Genomic DNA, 16,925 nt, shown 5'->3' with positions numbered 1-16,925 from the left:
TAAGTGCAACGCGGGGTCAGTTATGGCCCATTATCCAAGGGATGATGGGCCATAACTGACCCCGCGTTGTTTGTTCAGAGACCGATGTCCGCCGACTGCAAAAGCGCGACGGCGTCGGGCTGGCCTTCGAAGGTGACCAACGCTTGGTTGGTGCGGCCGTGGGCGTGCATGAGGAGCTCCCCGGGTTCGCCGACGATGGCCACGGAAACCGGAGCGCGTTTGGCGACATGTCGTGGTCCGGTGGGCCTGACCAAAACGATGCCGAGATCCACGCCGCGATACAGGAACGCCGCGCGCTTGATGAGGTCATTCCAGAGGGCATCTGAATAGGCCTCGTCCAGCGCCCGCGGCGCCCAACGGTCGCCGGCGCGGCGGATGTCCTCCGTGTGCACGAAGTATTCGATGAGGTTGGAGGTCTCGTCCAGGGCCTTGATCTTCAAAGGAGAAAAAGCCGGGGGACCGGACCGAAAGGTCTTGACGAGCTTCGCGTAGGCGTCCGTGCTCTTGAGTTCGGACGCCAGTTTGGAGGTGGCCTTCTCCGACGCCTTGCCCAGGCTGGGGATCAGGAGGCCGATGCCTACAGCGATTTTCCGCTCCCGCAGGTACAAATGCGCGGCAAGGTCCCGGGTCTTCCACCCTTCGCAGAGCGTGGGGGAGTCAGGTCCGGCCGCCAGCAGGGTTTCGGCCAGTACTTCTCGGGAGGGATCGACGAAATGCATCACTTGTGAAACTAGCACGATCGGAGCGCTCTTGCGCAGTGGAACCGCCGCAGAATAGCCAGCCCCGCCAAAGGCACTAGACTTGATCTGATGTCAGAGCAGTCCGCCCCCAGCCCCTCTCCCGCCGTGGAGCTTTCCAGCGACCCCGCGGGTCCGTTGCCGCAGGAGATCGCCAGCGCACTCAAGCGTGATTCCGCCGGCCTGGTTGCTGCCATCGTGCAACAGCACGACACCAACGAGGTCCTCATGCTCGGATGGATGGATGACGAAGCACTGCACCGCACCATGACCACCGGACGCGTCACTTTCTACTCCCGTTCCCGCCAGGAGTACTGGCGCAAGGGCGACACTTCCGGACACGTACAGTTCGTGAAGTCAGTCGCCCTGGACTGCGACGGCGATGCCCTCCTGATCCGCGTGGACCAGATCGGCGCAGCCTGCCACACCGGTACCCGGACCTGCTTTGACGGTCGCGACTTTGCAGTCGTTACGGGCCACCGCGACTAAGGCACCCAGCACTTTCCACTGACGCACCACCTCAGACAAAAGGCGGAGAACATAGCCATGCAGGACCTTGGAATCATCAGCCCGGGCCTGGAAGAGTTCCGGGAACTCGCCGTCCACAGCCGTGTCATCCCTGTCCGGCTCAAAGTCCTGGCCGACGCGGAAACCCCTATCGGGCTCTACCGTAAGCTCGCCAAGGGCCAGCCCGGTACCTTCCTCCTCGAATCGGCAGCGGTAGGCGGGGCTTGGTCCCGTTATTCCTTCATCGGTTCAAGGTCGCGCGCGACGCTGACCACCAAGGACGGCCAAGCGCACTGGATTGGCGAGCCGCCCGTCGGCGTGCCCGTTTCCGGGAACCCCGTGGAAGCCGTGCGCGACACCATCGCAGCATTGCAGACCGACCGCTTCGACGGCCTTCCGCCGTTCACTTCCGGGTTGGTGGGCTTCCTCGGATGGGAGTCGGTGCGGCACTGGGAACGCCTTACGTCCCCGCCCGAGGATGACCTGCAGTTGCCGGAAATGGCGCTGAACCTGGTCACCGACATGGCGGTTCATGACAACGTTGACGGTACCGTCCTGCTGATCGCCAATGCCATCAACTTTGACGACAGCACCGAACGGGTCGATGACGCCTGGCACGACGCCGTGGCCCGTGTGAAATCGCTCCTGGAGCAGATCAGCACTCCCGTTCCCCAGCCCGTTTCCGTACTGGACGCGGCAGCCTTGGACTTCGCCTCCAGCGTGCAGGAACGCTGGGACGAAGCAAAGTACCTGGAAGCCATTGATCGCGGCAAGGAAGCGATCGTGGACGGCGAAGTCTTCCAGGTGGTGATTTCGCGCCGCTTCGAGATGGAATGTGCCGCCGATCCCTTGGATGTTTACCGCGTGCTGCGCAACACCAACCCCAGCCCCTACATGTACCTCTTCAGCCTGGAGGATACCGACGGCCGCGAGTACTCGATCGTGGGATCTTCGCCCGAGGCGCTGGTTACAGTGACCGGCGAAGAAGTCATCACCCATCCCATCGCCGGTTCACGTCCCCGCGGGAAGACCGTAGAGGCGGACAAGGCCCTGGCCACGGAGTTGCTCGCGGACCAGAAGGAACGCGCGGAACACCTGATGCTGGTGGACTTGTCCCGCAACGACCTCTCCAAGGTGTGCGTGGCTGGAACCGTCGATGTCACCCAGTTCATGGAGGTGGAGCGCTTCAGCCACATCATGCACCTGGTCTCCACCGTGGTGGGAAGGCTTGCTCCGCAGGCGAAGGCCTACGACGTCCTCAAAGCAACCTTCCCGGCGGGTACGCTCTCCGGCGCGCCGAAGCCCCGTGCACTGCGGCTCCTCGATGAACTTGAGCCGCACCGCCGCGGCATCTACGGCGGCGTGGTGGGCTACTTGGACTTCGCAGGTGACATGGACATGGCCATTGCCATCCGTTCAGCACTGCTCCGCGAAGGCCGCGCCTATGTGCAGGCCGGTGGTGGAATCGTTGCCGACTCGCACAAGCCCAGCGAAGCCCTGGAGACAGTGAACAAGGCCGCTGCACCGCTGCGCGCCGTGCACACCGCAGGCTCGCTGCAGAACATCGCGGCAGACGCCGGTCGGAACGAAAATCCCGACGACGGGACGCCCGCCTCGTGAGCGCCTCCGCATCCGCGCTTCCCGCGAAGGCCTCGCCCCGTTGGGCCCGCAAGTCCACCCTGGTCCTGGCCGCCGTAGTGCTGGCCCTGGCAGTTTTCGGAACCACCACCCAGACGTGGATCGAGGTGCAGCTGGATCCCACGGGAGTCTCCAACAGCAACCTCCACGTCCCGGGAAACAAGGCAGCCACAGCCGTTACGGCGCTGGCCCTGGTGGCTTTGGCCGGAGGCTTGGCCGCTTCCATTGCAGGCCGGATCGCGCGGTGGATCATCGCGGTGATCATTGCTTTGTCCGCGGCCGGGATCATCCTGGCGGCAGCCACCGTTCTGGCTGATCCGCTGGGTGCGGCCCGGGGAGCCATCGCAGCCGCAACGGGTGTCGCGGGTGGCCAGGCGAGTGTCGCGGCAACAGCGTTTCCCGTGGCGGCCATCGTGGCCGGCGCCCTGCTCGCAGTGTGCGCCGTGGTCCTGCCTGTGGCTGGACGGTATTGGAAGACACGGACAAAATACGACGCAGCGGCCAAGCGTTTGCAGACCGGCGAACCCGTGGATGAGATCGACAGTTGGGACAGCTTGTCCCGCGGCGAGGACCCCACGTAGGCAGCCATGAGCGGGTTTCGGGCAGCAACGGTGCGGCACTGGCGCCACCGTTGTCCCGGACGTCGGACGATGTCCCCGGCCGTCGTCAATAAATGGCAGAATGTAAGCAGTATTCATCCTGAGGAGATTTCACATGAGCAAAACCACAGTGTCCGCAAACCAAACTGAATCCACCATGGCCAGCCACGCTGACGCCATCGGTCACGGAAACAGCCCGGCTGCCTGGACCTGCGTGATTGTGATGCTGGTTGGCGCCTTGATTTCCTCCATCGCTTTCGTCATCGCCAGCACCCCGATCTTCGTCGGCGGCCTGGTTGTCATGGTTATCGGACTCATCGTGGGCCTGGTAATGCGCAAGGCGGGCTACGGAGTGGGCGGCAGCAAGCTGCAGAACAACGGCCACTAATCGTGACCGTTCTTGATGACATCATTGTTGGCGTCAAGGAGGACATGGAGGCCCGCCGCCGTCTTGTGTCCCTTGAGGAGCTGAAGGAGCGCGCCGCCGGTGCCCCACCTGCACGCGATGCCTGGGCAGCCTTGGGTGGGCCAGCATCCGCGCGCATCGACCTCAAGGTCATTGCCGAGATCAAGCGCCGCAGCCCTTCCAAGGGCGACCTCGCCCCGATTGACGATCCCGCATCGCTCGCAGCACAATACGCTGACGGCGGGGCTTCTGTCATCAGCGTGCTCACCGAACGGCGCCGTTTCGGCGGCTCGCTGGCCGACCTCGATGCCGTGCGTGCCGCCGTCGAAACGCCTTTGCTCCGCAAGGACTTCACGGTTGACGAATACCAGATCTGGGAAGCCCGTGCCCACGGCGCCGACCTGATCCTGCTCATCGTCGCAGCCCTTTCCGACGCCGAGTTGGCACACTTCAGCGCCTTGAGCCATGAACTTGGCATGAACGTGCTGGTGGAGACGCACACGGAAGAAGAGATCGAGCGGGCTGTCGCAGCTCAAGCCAGGATTATCGGCATCAACGTGCGCAACCTGAAAACGCTCGACGTCGACCGCTCGGTTTTCGGTTCATTGGCTGGATTGATACCGGCCGGGGCTGTTGTGGTCGCGGAATCGGGCGTCAGGAGTGCCGACGACGTCGCGCAATACGCGGCAGGTGGCGCCAACGCCATCCTGGTGGGGGAAGCGCTGGTCAGCGATTCCACCCCGCGTGAACGGATTTCGGAATTCAAGGCAGCTGGAGCTGCCGCAATCGCCGTCAGGAACTGAGGCAGTAACTGAATCACGGCAAGCAGTCATAAGGCAGCCCGGGCATGAGCCCGTGGCTGCCTTGTGGCACGTGGAACTACCCAAAGAACTAACTTCGAACAGGACGGTGAGACTGATGGTCGACGCGCCAACAGCCGGCTCAGAAGAGAATGCGGCAGACGCATTCCTGCAAGGTGGCCCTTCGCTGCGCAACGCATCGGGACCCTACTTCGGCAACTACGGCGGACGCTGGATGCCCGAGTCTCTCATCGCCGCCTTGGACGAAGTCCAGGACACCTTCGAAAAAGCCAAGGCCGATCCCGATTTCATCGCGGAGCTGAAGGACCTCAACAAGAACTACTCCGGCAGGCCGTCGCTGCTCACGGAAGCCAAGCGTTTCTCGGCGCATGCCGGCGGGGCCCGCATTTTCCTCAAGCGCGAGGATTTGAACCACACCGGTTCGCACAAGATCAACAATGTGCTGGGCCAGGCGCTCCTGGCAAAGAGGATGGGCAAGACCCGCGTCATCGCTGAGACAGGTGCCGGACAGCACGGCGTTGCCAGTGCCACCGCCGCGGCCCTGCTGGGACTCGAGTGCGTTGTCTACATGGGCGCCGAAGACTGCCGTCGCCAGGCCCTGAACGTAGCCCGGATGCAGCTCCTCGGTGCAACGGTGGTTCCCGTAACCAACGGTTCGCAGACCCTCAAGGACGCCATCAACGACGCCTTGCGGGACTGGGTCTCCAACGTCGAGCACACCCACTACCTCCTGGGTACCGCCGCAGGAGCGCACCCGTTCCCGGCCATGGTCCGCTATTTCCACGAAGTCATCGGTGAAGAGGCCCGCGGCCAGATCCTCGAGCAGACCGGAAAGCTCCCCGACGCCATCTGTGCGTGCATCGGTGGGGGATCCAACGCAATCGGCCTGTTCCACGCATTCCTCGACGACGCCTCAGTGAAGATCTACGGCTTCGAGGCCGGCGGCGAAGGCGTGGAAACCGGCCGTCACGCTGCAGCGATCTCCCTGGGCCGCCCCGGGGTGCTGCACGGTGCACGTTCCTACCTCATGCAGGACGAAGACGGACAGACCATTGAGTCGCATTCCATCTCCGCGGGCCTGGACTACCCGAGCGTTGGCCCCGAGCACTCCTACCTCGCCGACATCGGACGCGTTACCTACGAGGCCGTGACCGACACCGAAGCGATGGATGCCTTCAGCCTCCTTTGCCGGACCGAGGGCATCATCCCAGCCATCGAGTCCTCGCATGCCCTGGCCGGGGCCATCAAGATTGGCCACCGCCTCACTGAGGGCAAGGAAGACCCGTCCGAGATCACGGTCATCGTGAACTTGTCCGGACGTGGCGACAAGGACGTGGAAACCGCCGCAGCATGGTTCAACATGTTGGATGACGAGGGGCACGTCAAGGGCACCACTCTGTCCACCCGTAAGCCCAAGGGCCCTTCAGACCGCGCGTCTGAAGTACCCGGGGAAGCCAACTCCGCGGACGCTGATGAGGACCAGAACTGATGAACGAGCAAACCGCCAGCAAGTCCGCTGCAGCCATTGACAAGGCCCGCGCCGAAGGCCGCGCCGCCTTGGTGGGCTACCTGCCCGCCGGCTACCCGACGGTCCAGGAAAGCATCGAGGCCGGCATTGCGCTGGCCCGCAACGGTGCAGACCTCATCGAAATCGGCATCCCGTACTCGGACCCCGTCATGGACGGTCCGGTCATTCAGGCAGCCACCACGGAAGCGATCTCCAACGGCTTCCGCGTATCGGACGTCTTTGATGTGGTTGCCGGCATCACGGCAACCACCGATGCTGCCGTGCTGGTCATGACTTATTGGAACCCGGTCATGCGCATGGGCGTAGACGAGTTCTCGCGTCGGCTGGCCGAGGCCGGGGGAGCGGGGCTCATCACCCCCGACCTCGTTCCTGACGAGGCCGCTGAATGGTTTGACGCCTCGGACAAGTACGGGCTGGACAGGGTGTTCCTCGTGGCGCCTTCATCCACCCCGGAGCGCCTGGACATGACGGTCAAGGCCAGCCGCGGATTCGTCTATGCCGTGTCCATCATGGGTGTCACCGGAACGCGGACTTCGGTCAGCAGCGCCGCCGAGGAAGTCGTTGCCCGCGCGCACGCGGCCGGCGCCGATCGGGTGTGTGTAGGCCTTGGTGTCTCCAACCCGGACCACGTCCGGGAGATCGCTGCCTACGCCGACGGTGTCATTGTGGGTACCGCACTGGTCGCCGCCCTCCGCGATGGCGGGGTGGACGCCGTCGGGCAACTCACCAAGAACCTCAGCGCCGGCCTGGGCCGCGCAGCTGCAGAAGCCTAGGAAAAGGAAACAGCGAAGCGCATGCAGACCGTCCTCCACGCAGCGGCAATGGTCCCCCTCAGCATCCCGAGCCCTTCGTGGTCCGGGTTCGACATTCCGCTGCCGTGGGGGACTTTGCGTATCCACGCTTACGCCCTGTGCATCTTGGCGGGCATTATCGTTGGCCTCTGGCTGACCTCAGCGCGATGGAAGCAGCGCAATGCACCCGAAGGCAGCCTGTGGGACATCGCCATTTGGGCTATCCCTTTCGGCATCATTGGCGGCCGCCTTTACCACGTCTTTTCCTCGCCCGACGCGTACTTTGGCCCCGGCTTTGACGGCACAGGTGACCTCTCGCTGATCCCGCAGATCCAGCGCGGCGGCCTCGGCATCTGGGGTGCTGTGGTGCTTGGTGCGGTGGGTGCCTGGATCGGTTGCAGGCGGGCCGGCGTCAAGCTGACGGCCTTCCTCGATGCCGCGGCACCCGGACTGCTGCTGGCACAGGCCATTGGACGCCTGGGGAACTGGTTCAACCAGGAACTCTTCGGTGCGCCTACTACCTTGCCGTGGGGCTTGGAGATCGATCCGTCGAACGCGAACTTCCCGCCAGACATGGCGGCAGGCACGCTCTTCCACCCGACCTTCCTCTACGAGATGCTCTGGAATCTCGCAGGCGTGGCCATCCTCTTGCTGCTGGACCGGAAGTTCGCCTTCCGCCGGGGCCGCCTGTTCTGGCTCTACGCCATGTACTACACCCTGGGACGCGTGTGGATCGAAGCCCTGCGCATCGACGACGCCGAGCAAATCACCCTTTTCGGAATCACCACGAGGCTCAACGTCTGGACCAGCATCTTCGTCTTCGTCGCGGCCCTGGTCATCTTCCTGGTGCTCGCCCGAGGTGGTCGTCCGGTGCCGGATACCCCTTATCTTAGGGGCCGGGAGCCGGAGGAGAAGGCTGAGGTTGTCCCCGCTGCGGTGACCAGCGTCACCAGTCATGATGTGGACGCATCTGTCTCAGATAGTGGTTCGCGTGATAATCTCCCAGATAACCAAAGTGATCCGGGCAACGTTGACGGGCCGCGGGACGCATCAGTGAAGACCGTTCAGGACACCACGTCCACCACGGAAAGTTCATCTGCTGCCACCGCCGCAAGGAAAGCATCCGGATCCTCGCCTAAGGCAGACGACACCAAGTAGTCGCCGTAGGTACAGGGGCAACAGAGTCACCGCTCGTAGGGCCCAGTCCACAGCGTCGTGGCACCCCGGAAACCGGATCGCAGCATACCGATGTTCACTGGTCAAGCCGGGGCCAGAGGTCTGCGTAACTGTTCGTTGCGCTGGATCGACTGGCCTACAATTCCAATAACTAGCGCTTTGTTGTGCCCGTCACAGGGCAGGCAAGGTGGGGCCAACGTTGTCCCTTCCATACGCACGATCTCGAGGAAGGACGTCTCCCATGACCCATCTTCATAACCCCGGTTGGTCCGAAAACATCGAACCGCAGGGTGCCATGTCTCCGTTCAAGCGCTTTGCTGCGCTCCCGGAGGCCCAGGGTCTTTACAACCCTGATAAGGAGAAGGACGCCTGCGGCCTGGCCATTATCGCCACGCTCCGCGGGGAACCGGGATACGACATCGTGGAAGCGGCACTGACCGCCCTCCGCAATCTCGAACACCGCGGCGCCGTGGGCGCCGACGAAGGAACCGGCGACGGCGCGGGCCTGCTGATGCAGGTACCTGACGAGTTCTTCCGGGCCGTCACAGAATTCGAACTGCCGGCGCCCGGCCAGTACGTGGTTGGTACCGCGTTCCTGCCGGCAGAAGCCCGGGAAGCTGCAACGGCGAAGGCCGGCATTGAGGCACTTGCCGCTGATGAGGGCTTGACCGTCCTTGGCTGGCGTGAAGTTCCTGTTGTCGCGGATCTCGTCGGAGCCATGGCGCGGGCTTGTATGCCCTACTTCTCCCAGCCGTTCTTTGCCTCGGCCAGCGGCGAGCAGCTTGAGCACAACGAGCTGGACTCCCGTGCCTGGCGGATCCGCAAGCGCGCCCAGAACAAGTTCGGCGTGTACTTCCCGTCGCTGTCCTCGCGCACCATCGTGTACAAGGGCATGCTGACCACGGCCCAGCTGGAGCCGTTCTACCCCGACCTTTCGGACAAGCGTTTCAAGACCAAGCTCGCCATTGTCCACTCACGCTTCTCCACCAACACGTTCCCGTCGTGGCCCCTGGCGCAGCCTTTCCGCACCATCGCACACAACGGTGAGATCAACACGGTCAAGGGCAACCGGAACTGGATGCGTGCACGCCAGTCACAGCTGGCGAGCCCCTTGCTCGGTTCGGTCCCGGAGGAGCTGTACCCGATCTGCACCCCGGGTGCTTCCGACTCCGCGTCCTTCGATGAGGTTGCCGAGCTCCTGTGGCTGTCCGGCCGTCCCATCACGCACTCCATCATGATGATGATCCCGGAGGCGTGGGAGAACCACGCCACCATGGATCCGGCACGCCGCGCCTTCTACGAGTACCACTCCCTCCTGATGGAGCCGTGGGATGGTCCTGCTGCAGTGTCCTTCACCGACGGCAGCCTCGTCGGCGCAACACTGGACCGCAACGGCCTGCGCCCCGGACGGTACTGGATCACAGAAGATGGCCTGATCATCTTCGCCTCCGAGGTTGGCGTCATTGAAGTTGAGCCTTCCAACGTGGTCAAGAAGGGCCGCGTTGCCCCCGGCAAGATGTTCCTGGTTGATACCGAAGCCGGCCGCATCATTGACGATGCCGAGGTCAAGGCCGAGGTAGCTGCGGCCAACCCGTGGGCCGAGTGGCTCAAGGACAACCTGATCGACATCAACGAACTGCCCGAGCGTGAGCACGTGCTCCACACGGCGGCATCGGTGAACATCCGCCAGCGGACCTTCGGCTACACCACCGAAGAGCTGAAGATCCTGCTTGGGCCGATGGCCCGCACCGGCGCCGAGCCCCTGGGCGCCATGGGTTCCGACACTCCCGTGGCTGTGCTCTCCAAGCGGCCGCGTCTGCTGTTCGACTACTTTGTGCAGTCATTCGCCCAGGTCACCAACCCGCCGCTGGATGCTATCCGCGAAGAGCTGGTTACCTCCCTGAAGTGCGCCATCGGCCCCAACGGCAACCTGTTGGATGGCAAGCAGGTCCGCCAGCCGCAGATTTCGCTGCCGTTCCCCGTGATCAACAACGACCAGCTCGCCAAGATCGCGAACATTGAAACCCCCGACGGCGACCGCATCGCGATGAAGGTCCGTGGCCTTTACCGCCCCGAGGGCGGGGAAGCGGCACTTCGTGCGCGCCTGACGGAGATCTGCGAGCAGGTTTCCGGTGCGATCAACCGTGGCGTGCAGTACGTGGTGCTGTCCGACCGCGACTCGAACGCCCAGTGGGCACCGATTCCTTCGCTGCTGCTGGTCAGTGCCGTGCACCACCACCTGCTCCGCAGTGCCAACCGCACCAAGACTGCCCTGGTGGTCGAGGCCGGCGACGTCCGCGAGACGCACCACGTGGCCGTGCTCATTGGTTACGGCGCCTCCGCTGTGAACCCGTACCTGGCCATGGAATCGGTGGAACAACTGATCTCCAACGGCGACGTGACGGGCGTGACTGCCGAAGACGGCGTCTACAACCTCATCAAGGGCCTGGGCAAGGGTGTCCTGAAGATCATGTCCAAGATGGGTATCTCCACCGTGGCTTCCTACACGGGCGCCCAGACCTTCGAGGCATTGGGCCTGTCCCAGGAGCTCGTCGACGAATTCTTCTCCGGTACGCACTCCCAGCTGGGTGGCGTTGGCTTGGACGTGATCGCTGCCGAGGTTTCCGCACGCCATCAGATGGCGTACCCGGAAGGCGGCATCGAGCACCCGCACCAGCCGCTGCTCGGCGGTGGCGAGTACCAGTGGCGCCGCGACGGCGAACCGCACCTCTTCAACCCGGAGACGGTGTTCCGTCTGCAGCACGCCACACGCGAACGCCGCTACGACATCTTCAAGTCCTACACCAAGGGCGTTGATGACCAGTCCGAGAACCTGATGACCCTGCGTGGGCTCCTCAAGTTCAAGGACGGCGTGCGTCCGGCTGTTCCGCTGGAGGAAGTGGAGCCGGTTTCGAGCATCGTCAAGCGTTTCTCCACCGGTGCTATGAGCTACGGCTCCATCTCCAAGGAAGCGCACGAAACACTTGCCATCGCCATGAACCGTCTGGGCGCCAAGTCCAACACCGGTGAAGGTGGCGAGGACGTGGACCGCCTGCTGGATCCGGAGCGCCGCTCTGCCATCAAGCAGATCGCTTCCGGCCGTTTTGGTGTCACCAGCCTCTACCTCACCAACGCCGACGACATCCAGATCAAGATGGCACAGGGCGCCAAGCCCGGCGAAGGTGGCCAGCTGATGGCGCAGAAGGTCTACCCTTGGGTGGCCCGGACCCGTCACTCGACCCCCGGCGTAGGTTTGATCTCCCCGCCCCCGCACCACGACATCTACTCGATCGAAGACCTCGCGCAGCTCATCTACGATGCCAAGCGCGCCAATCCTTCGGCCCGGGTACACGTGAAGTTGGTTTCGGAAGTCGGGATCGGCACCGTGGCGTCCGGCGTCACCAAGGCGAAGGCCGACGTCGTACTTGTGTCAGGTCACGACGGCGGAACCGGCGCCTCGCCGCTGAACTCGCTCAAGCACGCGGGCGTGCCGTGGGAACTCGGCCTTGCCGAGACCCAGCAGACGCTCATGCTCAATGGCCTGCGCGACCGCGTGGTGGTCCAGGTTGATGGCCAGCTCAAGACCGGCCGCGACGTAGTCATTGCTGCCCTGTTGGGTGGCGAGGAGTATGGTTTCGCGACTGCCCCGCTGGTGGTTTCCGGCTGCATCATGATGCGCGTTTGCCACCTGGACACCTGCCCGGTGGGCGTTGCGACGCAGAACCCTGAGCTTCGCTCACGGTTCAACGGCAAGCCTGAGTTCGTGGTCAACTTCTTCGAGTTCCTTGCAGAAGAAGTCCGCGAGATCCTCGCCGAGCTCGGTTTCCGCAGCCTTGAAGAGGCAATCGGACATGCCGAGGTCCTGGACACCCGTGAGGCGATCGACCACTGGAAGGCCGAAGGGCTGGACCTTGATCCGATCCTGCATGGGCTCGAGTTCGACGACGACGTGCCGCTGCGCAACATGACCGGCCAGAACCACGAACTGGACAAGCACTTCGACCAGCGCCTGATCACCATGGCCCAGGAAGCGCTCAGCGACCGCATGCCCGTCAAGATCACCCTGGACGTCATCAACACGGACCGTTCCGTGGGCACGATGCTCGGCCACGTGGTGACCAAGACGTTCGGTACCGATGTACTGGCAACGGACACGATCGACATCACGTTGAACGGAACCGCCGGCCAGTCGCTTGGCGCCTTCCTTCCCGCGGGCATTACGCTGCGCATGTTTGGCGACTCCAACGATTACGTCGGCAAGGGCCTCTCGGGTGGTCGCATCATCGTCCGCCCGGACCGCACCAACGTCTTCCAGGCAGAGCGCAATGTCATTGCCGGCAACGTGATCGGTTACGGGGCAACCAGTGGCGAGATGTTCCTGCGTGGGCAGGTTGGCGAACGCTTCCTGGTCCGCAACTCCGGTGCCACGGCCGTCGTCGAAGGTATTGGCGATCACGGTTGTGAGTACATGACCGGTGGCCAGACGCTGATCATCGGCCGCACCGGCCGCAACTTCGGCGCCGGCATGTCCGGGGGCACAGCCTATGTGCTGGACCTGCAGCCCGAGCGCGTGAACAAGATGGCCCTCGATACCGGTGAACTCCAGCTCCTGGAGCTCGACGCCGAGGACCGCGATATTGTCCACGGCCTCCTCACCAAGCACCTTGAGGAAACCGAATCCGTCCTGGCCGGCCGTCTGCTCGAGAACTTCGACGACACCGCCGCCCGCATCACCAAAGTACTGCCGCGCGACTACGCCGCAGTCCTGCAAACCCGTCTCGACGCCATCGAAGAGGGCCTGGACCCCGACGGCGAAGAAGTATGGTCTCGAATCCTGGAGGTAACCGGTGGCTGATCCACGCGGATTTCTGAAAGTCCGGCAGCGCGAGACGCAGCCACGCCGTCCCGTTCCCGTCCGCATCATGGACTGGAAAGAAGTGTATGAAGCGCAGGAAAAAGGTGTCCTGAAGAGCCAGGCTGGCCGCTGCATGGACTGCGGCGTTCCGTTCTGCCACCAGGGCTGCCCGTTGGGCAACCTCATTCCCGAGTGGAACGACCTCGTCTGGCGGGACAAGGGTGAAGAAGCCATCGAGCGGCTTCACGCTACGAACAACTTCCCCGAGTTCACGGGCCGGTTGTGCCCGGCGCCGTGTGAAGCTTCCTGTGTGCTGGGTATCAACCAGCCTGCTGTGACCATCAAGCAGGTTGAGGTCTCCATCATCGACCAGGCGTTCGACAACGACTGGGTACAACCGCTTCCGCCGACGCGCCTCACCGGCAAGACTGTTGCCGTGGTTGGTTCCGGTCCTGCCGGTTTGGCCGTGGCGCAGCAGCTCACCCGGGTTGGCCACACCGTCGCCGTTTACGAGCGCGATGACAAGATTGGCGGCTTGCTCCGCTACGGCATCCCCGACTTCAAGATGGAGAAGGAACAGGTTGACCGCCGCCTCGAGCAGATGAAGGCCGAAGGCACCCGCTTCCGGACCGGCGTCGCTGTGGGAACCGATGTCACGTGGGAGCAACTGCGTCGGCGTTACGACGCTGTCGTAGTCGCCACCGGGGCCACCGTCCCGCGCGACCTGCCCATCCCGGGTCGCGAGCTTGAAGGCGTGCACTTCGCCATGGATTACCTGGTCCCGGCCAACCGTGTGGTTGCAGGCGAAACTCCTGAAAACCACATCGACGCCCGCGGCAAGCACGTTGTCATCCTTGGTGGTGGCGACACCGGTGCCGACTGCATCGGAACTGCCCACCGTCACCAGGCAGCTTCGGTGACCACGCTCGCGATCGGCAAGCAGCCGCCGTCGGAACGCGCAGCCCACCAGCCGTGGCCGACGTTCCCGACGCTGTTCGAGATGGCCAGTGCGCATGAAGAAGGCGGCGAACGCACATACCTTGCGTCCACCGTCGAGTTCGTGGGGGAGAACGGCAAGCTCACCGGCGTCAAGGTTGCCGAAACAGAGTTTGTGGACGGCAAGCGCCTGCCCAAGGCAGGTACAGAGCGAATTATTCCAGCGGACCTCGTGTTCCTGAGCCTCGGCTTCACCGGCGCTGAGCCGGCAGGGATCACGGAGCAGGTCAGTGCAGAATTCGACGGTCGGGGCAACGTAGCCCGCGACGGCTACTACATGACAAACACAGAGGGAGTGTTTGTTGCCGGCGATGCCGGACGTGGCCAGTCACTGATTGTGTGGGCCATTGCGGAAGGCCGTGCATGTGCGGCCGCAGTGGACAAGTTCCTGATGGGAAGCACCATTCTCCCGGCACCGGTCGCCCCCACCGACCGGGCAATAGCGGTCTTATAGCGCCGGCAGGAACTGATCTTTTACTCAATCAGCATGAACTACTTAGGGTAGGTATATGAGACGCGCGAAAATTGTGGCAACTTTCGGCCCGGCTATCTCCAGCTTCGACAACACCCTCGCGGTGCTGGAGGCCGGCGTCGACGTTGCTCGCATGAACATGAGCCACGGCGACTACTCCGTGCACGACAACACCTACGAGAATGTCCGCAAGGCTGCAGCCCAGCTCGGCAAGCCCGTAGCCATCATGGCCGACCTCCAGGGACCCAAAATCCGCCTCGGCCGCTTCGTCGACGGCCCGCACGAGCTGGCTGTTGGCGACACCTTCACCATCACCACCGAAGATGTCCCCGGTACCAAGGACATCTGCTCCACCACCCTTAAGAGCCTGACCGAAGACGTCAACGTGGGCGATGCCCTGTTGATCGACGACGGCAAGGTGGCGCTGCGCGCCGTCGAGGTTGACGACGTCAAGGTTGTTGCGACTGTGACAGTTGGCGGCAAGGTCTCCAACAACAAGGGCATCAACCTGCCCGGTGTTGCCGTCAACGTCCCCGCCTTGAGCGAAAAAGACGAAGACGACCTCCGCTGGGCACTCAAGCGTGGCGCCGACCTCATCGCCCTCTCCTTCGTGCGTGATGCCTCCGACATCAAGCGCGTCCACGAGATCATGGACGAAGAAGGCCGCCGCGTGCCCGTGATCGCCAAGATCGAAAAGCCGCAGGCAGTGGAGCAGCTCCACGAAATCATCGACGCGTTCGACGCCATCATGGTGGCCCGTGGCGACCTCGGTGTGGAACTGCCGCTCGAAGAGGTCCCGATCGTCCAGAAGCGCGCCATCGAACTGGCACGCCGCTGGGCCAAGCCGGTCATCGTGGCCACCCAGGTCCTCGAATCCATGATCGACAACCCGCGTCCGACGCGCGCCGAGGCTTCGGACTGCGCCAACGCAGTGCTCGACGGCGCCGACGCAGTCATGCTGTCCGGTGAAACCTCCGTTGGCCAGTACCCGATCGAAACCGTCAAGGTCATGGCCCGGATCATCGAATCCACCGAAGTACATGGCCTCGAGCGCGTCCCCCCGCTGGGCACCAAGCCCAGGACCCGCGGTGGCGCCATCACCCGTGCCGCTGTCGAAATCGCCGACCAGCTGGACGCCAAGTACATCTGTACTTTCACCCAGTCCGGTGACTCGGCACGACGCCTGTCACGTCTTCGCCCAGTCAAGCCGGTCTTCGCTTTCACACCCGTTGAGCACGTCTGGAACCAGCTGGCCCTCACCTGGGGTATCCAGCCGGTTCTGGTTCCCTCCGTGGGCCACACCGACGAAATGACCGCGCAGGTGGACAAGAGCCTGCTGCAAATGGATCTCGTGGAGGAAGGCGACCTGGTTGTCATCGCAGCCGGTTCCCCTCCAGGACAGGCCGGTTCCACGAACTCCCTGAAGGTTCACAAGGTTGGCGACCTCGCCGACACGTCCAAGGTCGATGACGGATCCCGCAAGGAACCCGTCGGCCCGTGGCCGGAAAAGAAGTCCAAGACCAAGAGCTAAGTTCTTCGGTTTGAATGAGGGCCCCGCCTTGTGGCGGGGCCCTCATTCTTGTTTCTTGGTGAGTTACGACGCCGGCCGGTCACCTCGCGTGAGGTAACCGGCCGGCGTCGTACTGGGTTTGTTGCTTGGTTTTAGTTGACCTGGTTGATGATGGTTTCGGCAACCTCACGCATGCTGAGGCGACGATCCATTGAGGTCTTCTGGATCCAGCGGAAAGCTTCCGGCTCCGTCAGGCCCATCTTGGTGGTCAGGAGGCTCTTGGCGCGTTCTACAAGCTTGCGCGTGGCGAACTGCTCCTGGAGGTCGGAAACCTCGTTCTCCAGGGCCTTGATCTCCTCGTGGCGCGACAGGGCGATCTCGATGGCGGGGATCAGGTCGGCGGGGGAGAACGGCTTGACGACGTAGGCCATGGCACCGGCGTCGCGTGCGCGCTCCACCAGTTCCTTCTGGCTGAACGCGGTCAGCAGGACAACGGGAGCAATGCGGGCCTTGACGATCTTCTCTGCCGCTGAGATGCCATCCATGACGGGCATCTTGACATCCATGAGTACCAGGTCAGGCTTGAGTTCTTCGGCCAACTGCACGGCCTTTTCGCCGTTGTCAGCCTCGCCTACGACGTCGTACCCCTCGCCCTTCAGGATCTCGATAATGTCCAAGCGGATGAGGGTTTCATCCTCGGCCACGACAACGCGTCGGGCCGGCTGGGTTGTAGACGTGGACTCCGTCTGTTCGGTCACGGGATCTCCTTGAAAAGGTTCGGCGGGTTCATGTCCATCTTAGTGTGGACCGTTGCGGAGCATGATTTTGTTGCACTCGCGCGTCCGGTTCTTTGAATCAGCCTATCTGCATGTAGAGTAGTTTCGCGTGC

Annotated in this window: 13 protein-coding genes; 11 read left to right on the top strand and 2 right to left on the bottom strand. The window is 63.3% G+C overall.

Annotation, left to right across the window (positions count from 1 at the left end; translation table 11 throughout):
- Positions 1-74 precede the first annotated feature (74 nt).
- A complete protein-coding gene (locus tag PJL15_RS06675) occupies positions 75-719 on the bottom strand; it encodes a TIGR03085 family metal-binding protein (protein ID WP_281450473.1) in 645 nt (214 codons plus the stop codon).
- Positions 720-809: 90 nt separating this feature from the next.
- On the opposite strand from PJL15_RS06675, the gene hisI reads away from it, so the two are divergent.
- From hisI to pyk, 11 genes are all read left to right on the top strand, one after another.
- Positions 810-1,226: a phosphoribosyl-AMP cyclohydrolase gene (gene hisI, locus PJL15_RS06670; protein ID WP_281450406.1), complete on the top strand. Its 417-nt coding sequence runs from the start codon at positions 810-812 to the stop codon at positions 1,224-1,226.
- A 57-nt stretch (positions 1,227-1,283) separates the two neighbouring features.
- Entirely contained in the window at positions 1,284-2,864 is a 1,581-nt protein-coding gene (locus PJL15_RS06665) for an anthranilate synthase component I (protein WP_281450405.1), read from the top strand.
- Positions 2,861-3,463: a Trp biosynthesis-associated membrane protein gene (locus PJL15_RS06660; protein ID WP_281450404.1), complete on the top strand. Its 603-nt coding sequence runs from the start codon at positions 2,861-2,863 to the stop codon at positions 3,461-3,463. Before PJL15_RS06665 ends, PJL15_RS06660 begins: the two co-directional genes overlap by 4 nt.
- Before the next feature lie 133 nt (positions 3,464-3,596).
- A complete protein-coding gene (locus PJL15_RS06655) occupies positions 3,597-3,869 on the top strand; it encodes an HGxxPAAW family protein (RefSeq protein ID WP_018778631.1) in 273 nt (90 codons plus the stop codon).
- A 2-nt stretch (positions 3,870-3,871) separates the two neighbouring features.
- Positions 3,872-4,690 (top strand): indole-3-glycerol phosphate synthase TrpC, encoded by an 819-nt coding sequence (trpC, locus tag PJL15_RS06650; protein WP_281450403.1) that lies wholly within the window; start codon positions 3,872-3,874, stop codon positions 4,688-4,690.
- A 115-nt stretch (positions 4,691-4,805) separates the two neighbouring features.
- Positions 4,806-6,197 carry a tryptophan synthase subunit beta gene (gene trpB / locus PJL15_RS06645; RefSeq protein WP_281450402.1) on the top strand — a complete coding sequence of 464 codons (1,392 nt, stop codon included), beginning with the start codon at positions 4,806-4,808 and terminating at the stop codon, positions 6,195-6,197.
- On the top strand, positions 6,197-7,009 hold the full coding sequence (gene trpA, locus PJL15_RS06640; protein ID WP_281450401.1) for a tryptophan synthase subunit alpha: 813 nt from the start codon (positions 6,197-6,199) through the stop codon (positions 7,007-7,009). The genes trpB and trpA overlap by 1 nt, the downstream gene beginning before the upstream one ends.
- A 21-nt stretch (positions 7,010-7,030) precedes the next feature.
- The gene (lgt, locus tag PJL15_RS06635; protein ID WP_281450400.1) at positions 7,031-8,185 is read left to right on the top strand and encodes a prolipoprotein diacylglyceryl transferase; all 1,155 of its coding nucleotides are present in this window, start codon (positions 7,031-7,033) and stop codon (positions 8,183-8,185) included.
- Between the two features lie 259 nt (positions 8,186-8,444).
- Complete coding sequence (gltB, locus tag PJL15_RS06630; RefSeq protein ID WP_281450399.1) at positions 8,445-13,058, top strand: glutamate synthase large subunit; 4,614 nt, start codon at positions 8,445-8,447, stop codon at positions 13,056-13,058.
- Entirely contained in the window at positions 13,051-14,508 is a 1,458-nt protein-coding gene (locus PJL15_RS06625) for a glutamate synthase subunit beta (RefSeq protein ID WP_281450398.1), read from the top strand. Before gltB ends, PJL15_RS06625 begins: the two co-directional genes overlap by 8 nt.
- Positions 14,509-14,563: 55 nt before the next feature.
- Positions 14,564-16,057, top strand: coding sequence for a pyruvate kinase (gene pyk, locus PJL15_RS06620; protein WP_281450397.1), 1,494 nt, complete (start codon positions 14,564-14,566; stop codon positions 16,055-16,057).
- A 131-nt stretch (positions 16,058-16,188) separates the two neighbouring features.
- Here pyk and PJL15_RS06615 read toward each other — a convergent pair whose 3' ends face one another.
- A complete protein-coding gene (locus PJL15_RS06615; protein ID WP_281450396.1) occupies positions 16,189-16,794 on the bottom strand; it encodes an ANTAR domain-containing response regulator in 606 nt (201 codons plus the stop codon).
- Between the last annotated feature and the right edge of the window lie 131 nt (positions 16,795-16,925).

It is taken from the genome of Paenarthrobacter nitroguajacolicus (assembly GCF_029952445.1).
GTDB classification, from domain to species: Bacteria; Actinomycetota; Actinomycetes; order Actinomycetales; family Micrococcaceae; genus Arthrobacter; species Arthrobacter nitroguajacolicus_B.
This window is presented reverse-complemented; position numbering and strand designations above follow the sequence as displayed.

Bases quoted from the DNA above. Each gene is read 5' to 3' on its own strand.
- pyk (WP_281450397.1), top strand. From the start codon at position 14,564: ATGAGACGCGCGAAAATTGTGGCAACTTTCGGCCCGGCTATCTCCAGC.
- hisI (WP_281450406.1), top strand. From the start codon at position 810: ATGTCAGAGCAGTCCGCCCCCAGCCCCTCTCCCGCCGTGGAGCTTTCC.
- trpA (WP_281450401.1), top strand. From the start codon at position 6,197: ATGAACGAGCAAACCGCCAGCAAGTCCGCTGCAGCCATTGACAAGGCC.
- PJL15_RS06675 (WP_281450473.1), bottom strand. From the start codon at position 719: ATGCATTTCGTCGATCCCTCCCGAGAAGTACTGGCCGAAACCCTGCTG.
- PJL15_RS06665 (WP_281450405.1), top strand. From the start codon at position 1,284: ATGCAGGACCTTGGAATCATCAGCCCGGGCCTGGAAGAGTTCCGGGAA.
- gltB (WP_281450399.1), top strand. From the start codon at position 8,445: ATGACCCATCTTCATAACCCCGGTTGGTCCGAAAACATCGAACCGCAG.
- lgt (WP_281450400.1), top strand. From the start codon at position 7,031: ATGCAGACCGTCCTCCACGCAGCGGCAATGGTCCCCCTCAGCATCCCG.
- trpB (WP_281450402.1), top strand. From the start codon at position 4,806: ATGGTCGACGCGCCAACAGCCGGCTCAGAAGAGAATGCGGCAGACGCA.
- PJL15_RS06655 (WP_018778631.1), top strand. From the start codon at position 3,597: ATGAGCAAAACCACAGTGTCCGCAAACCAAACTGAATCCACCATGGCC.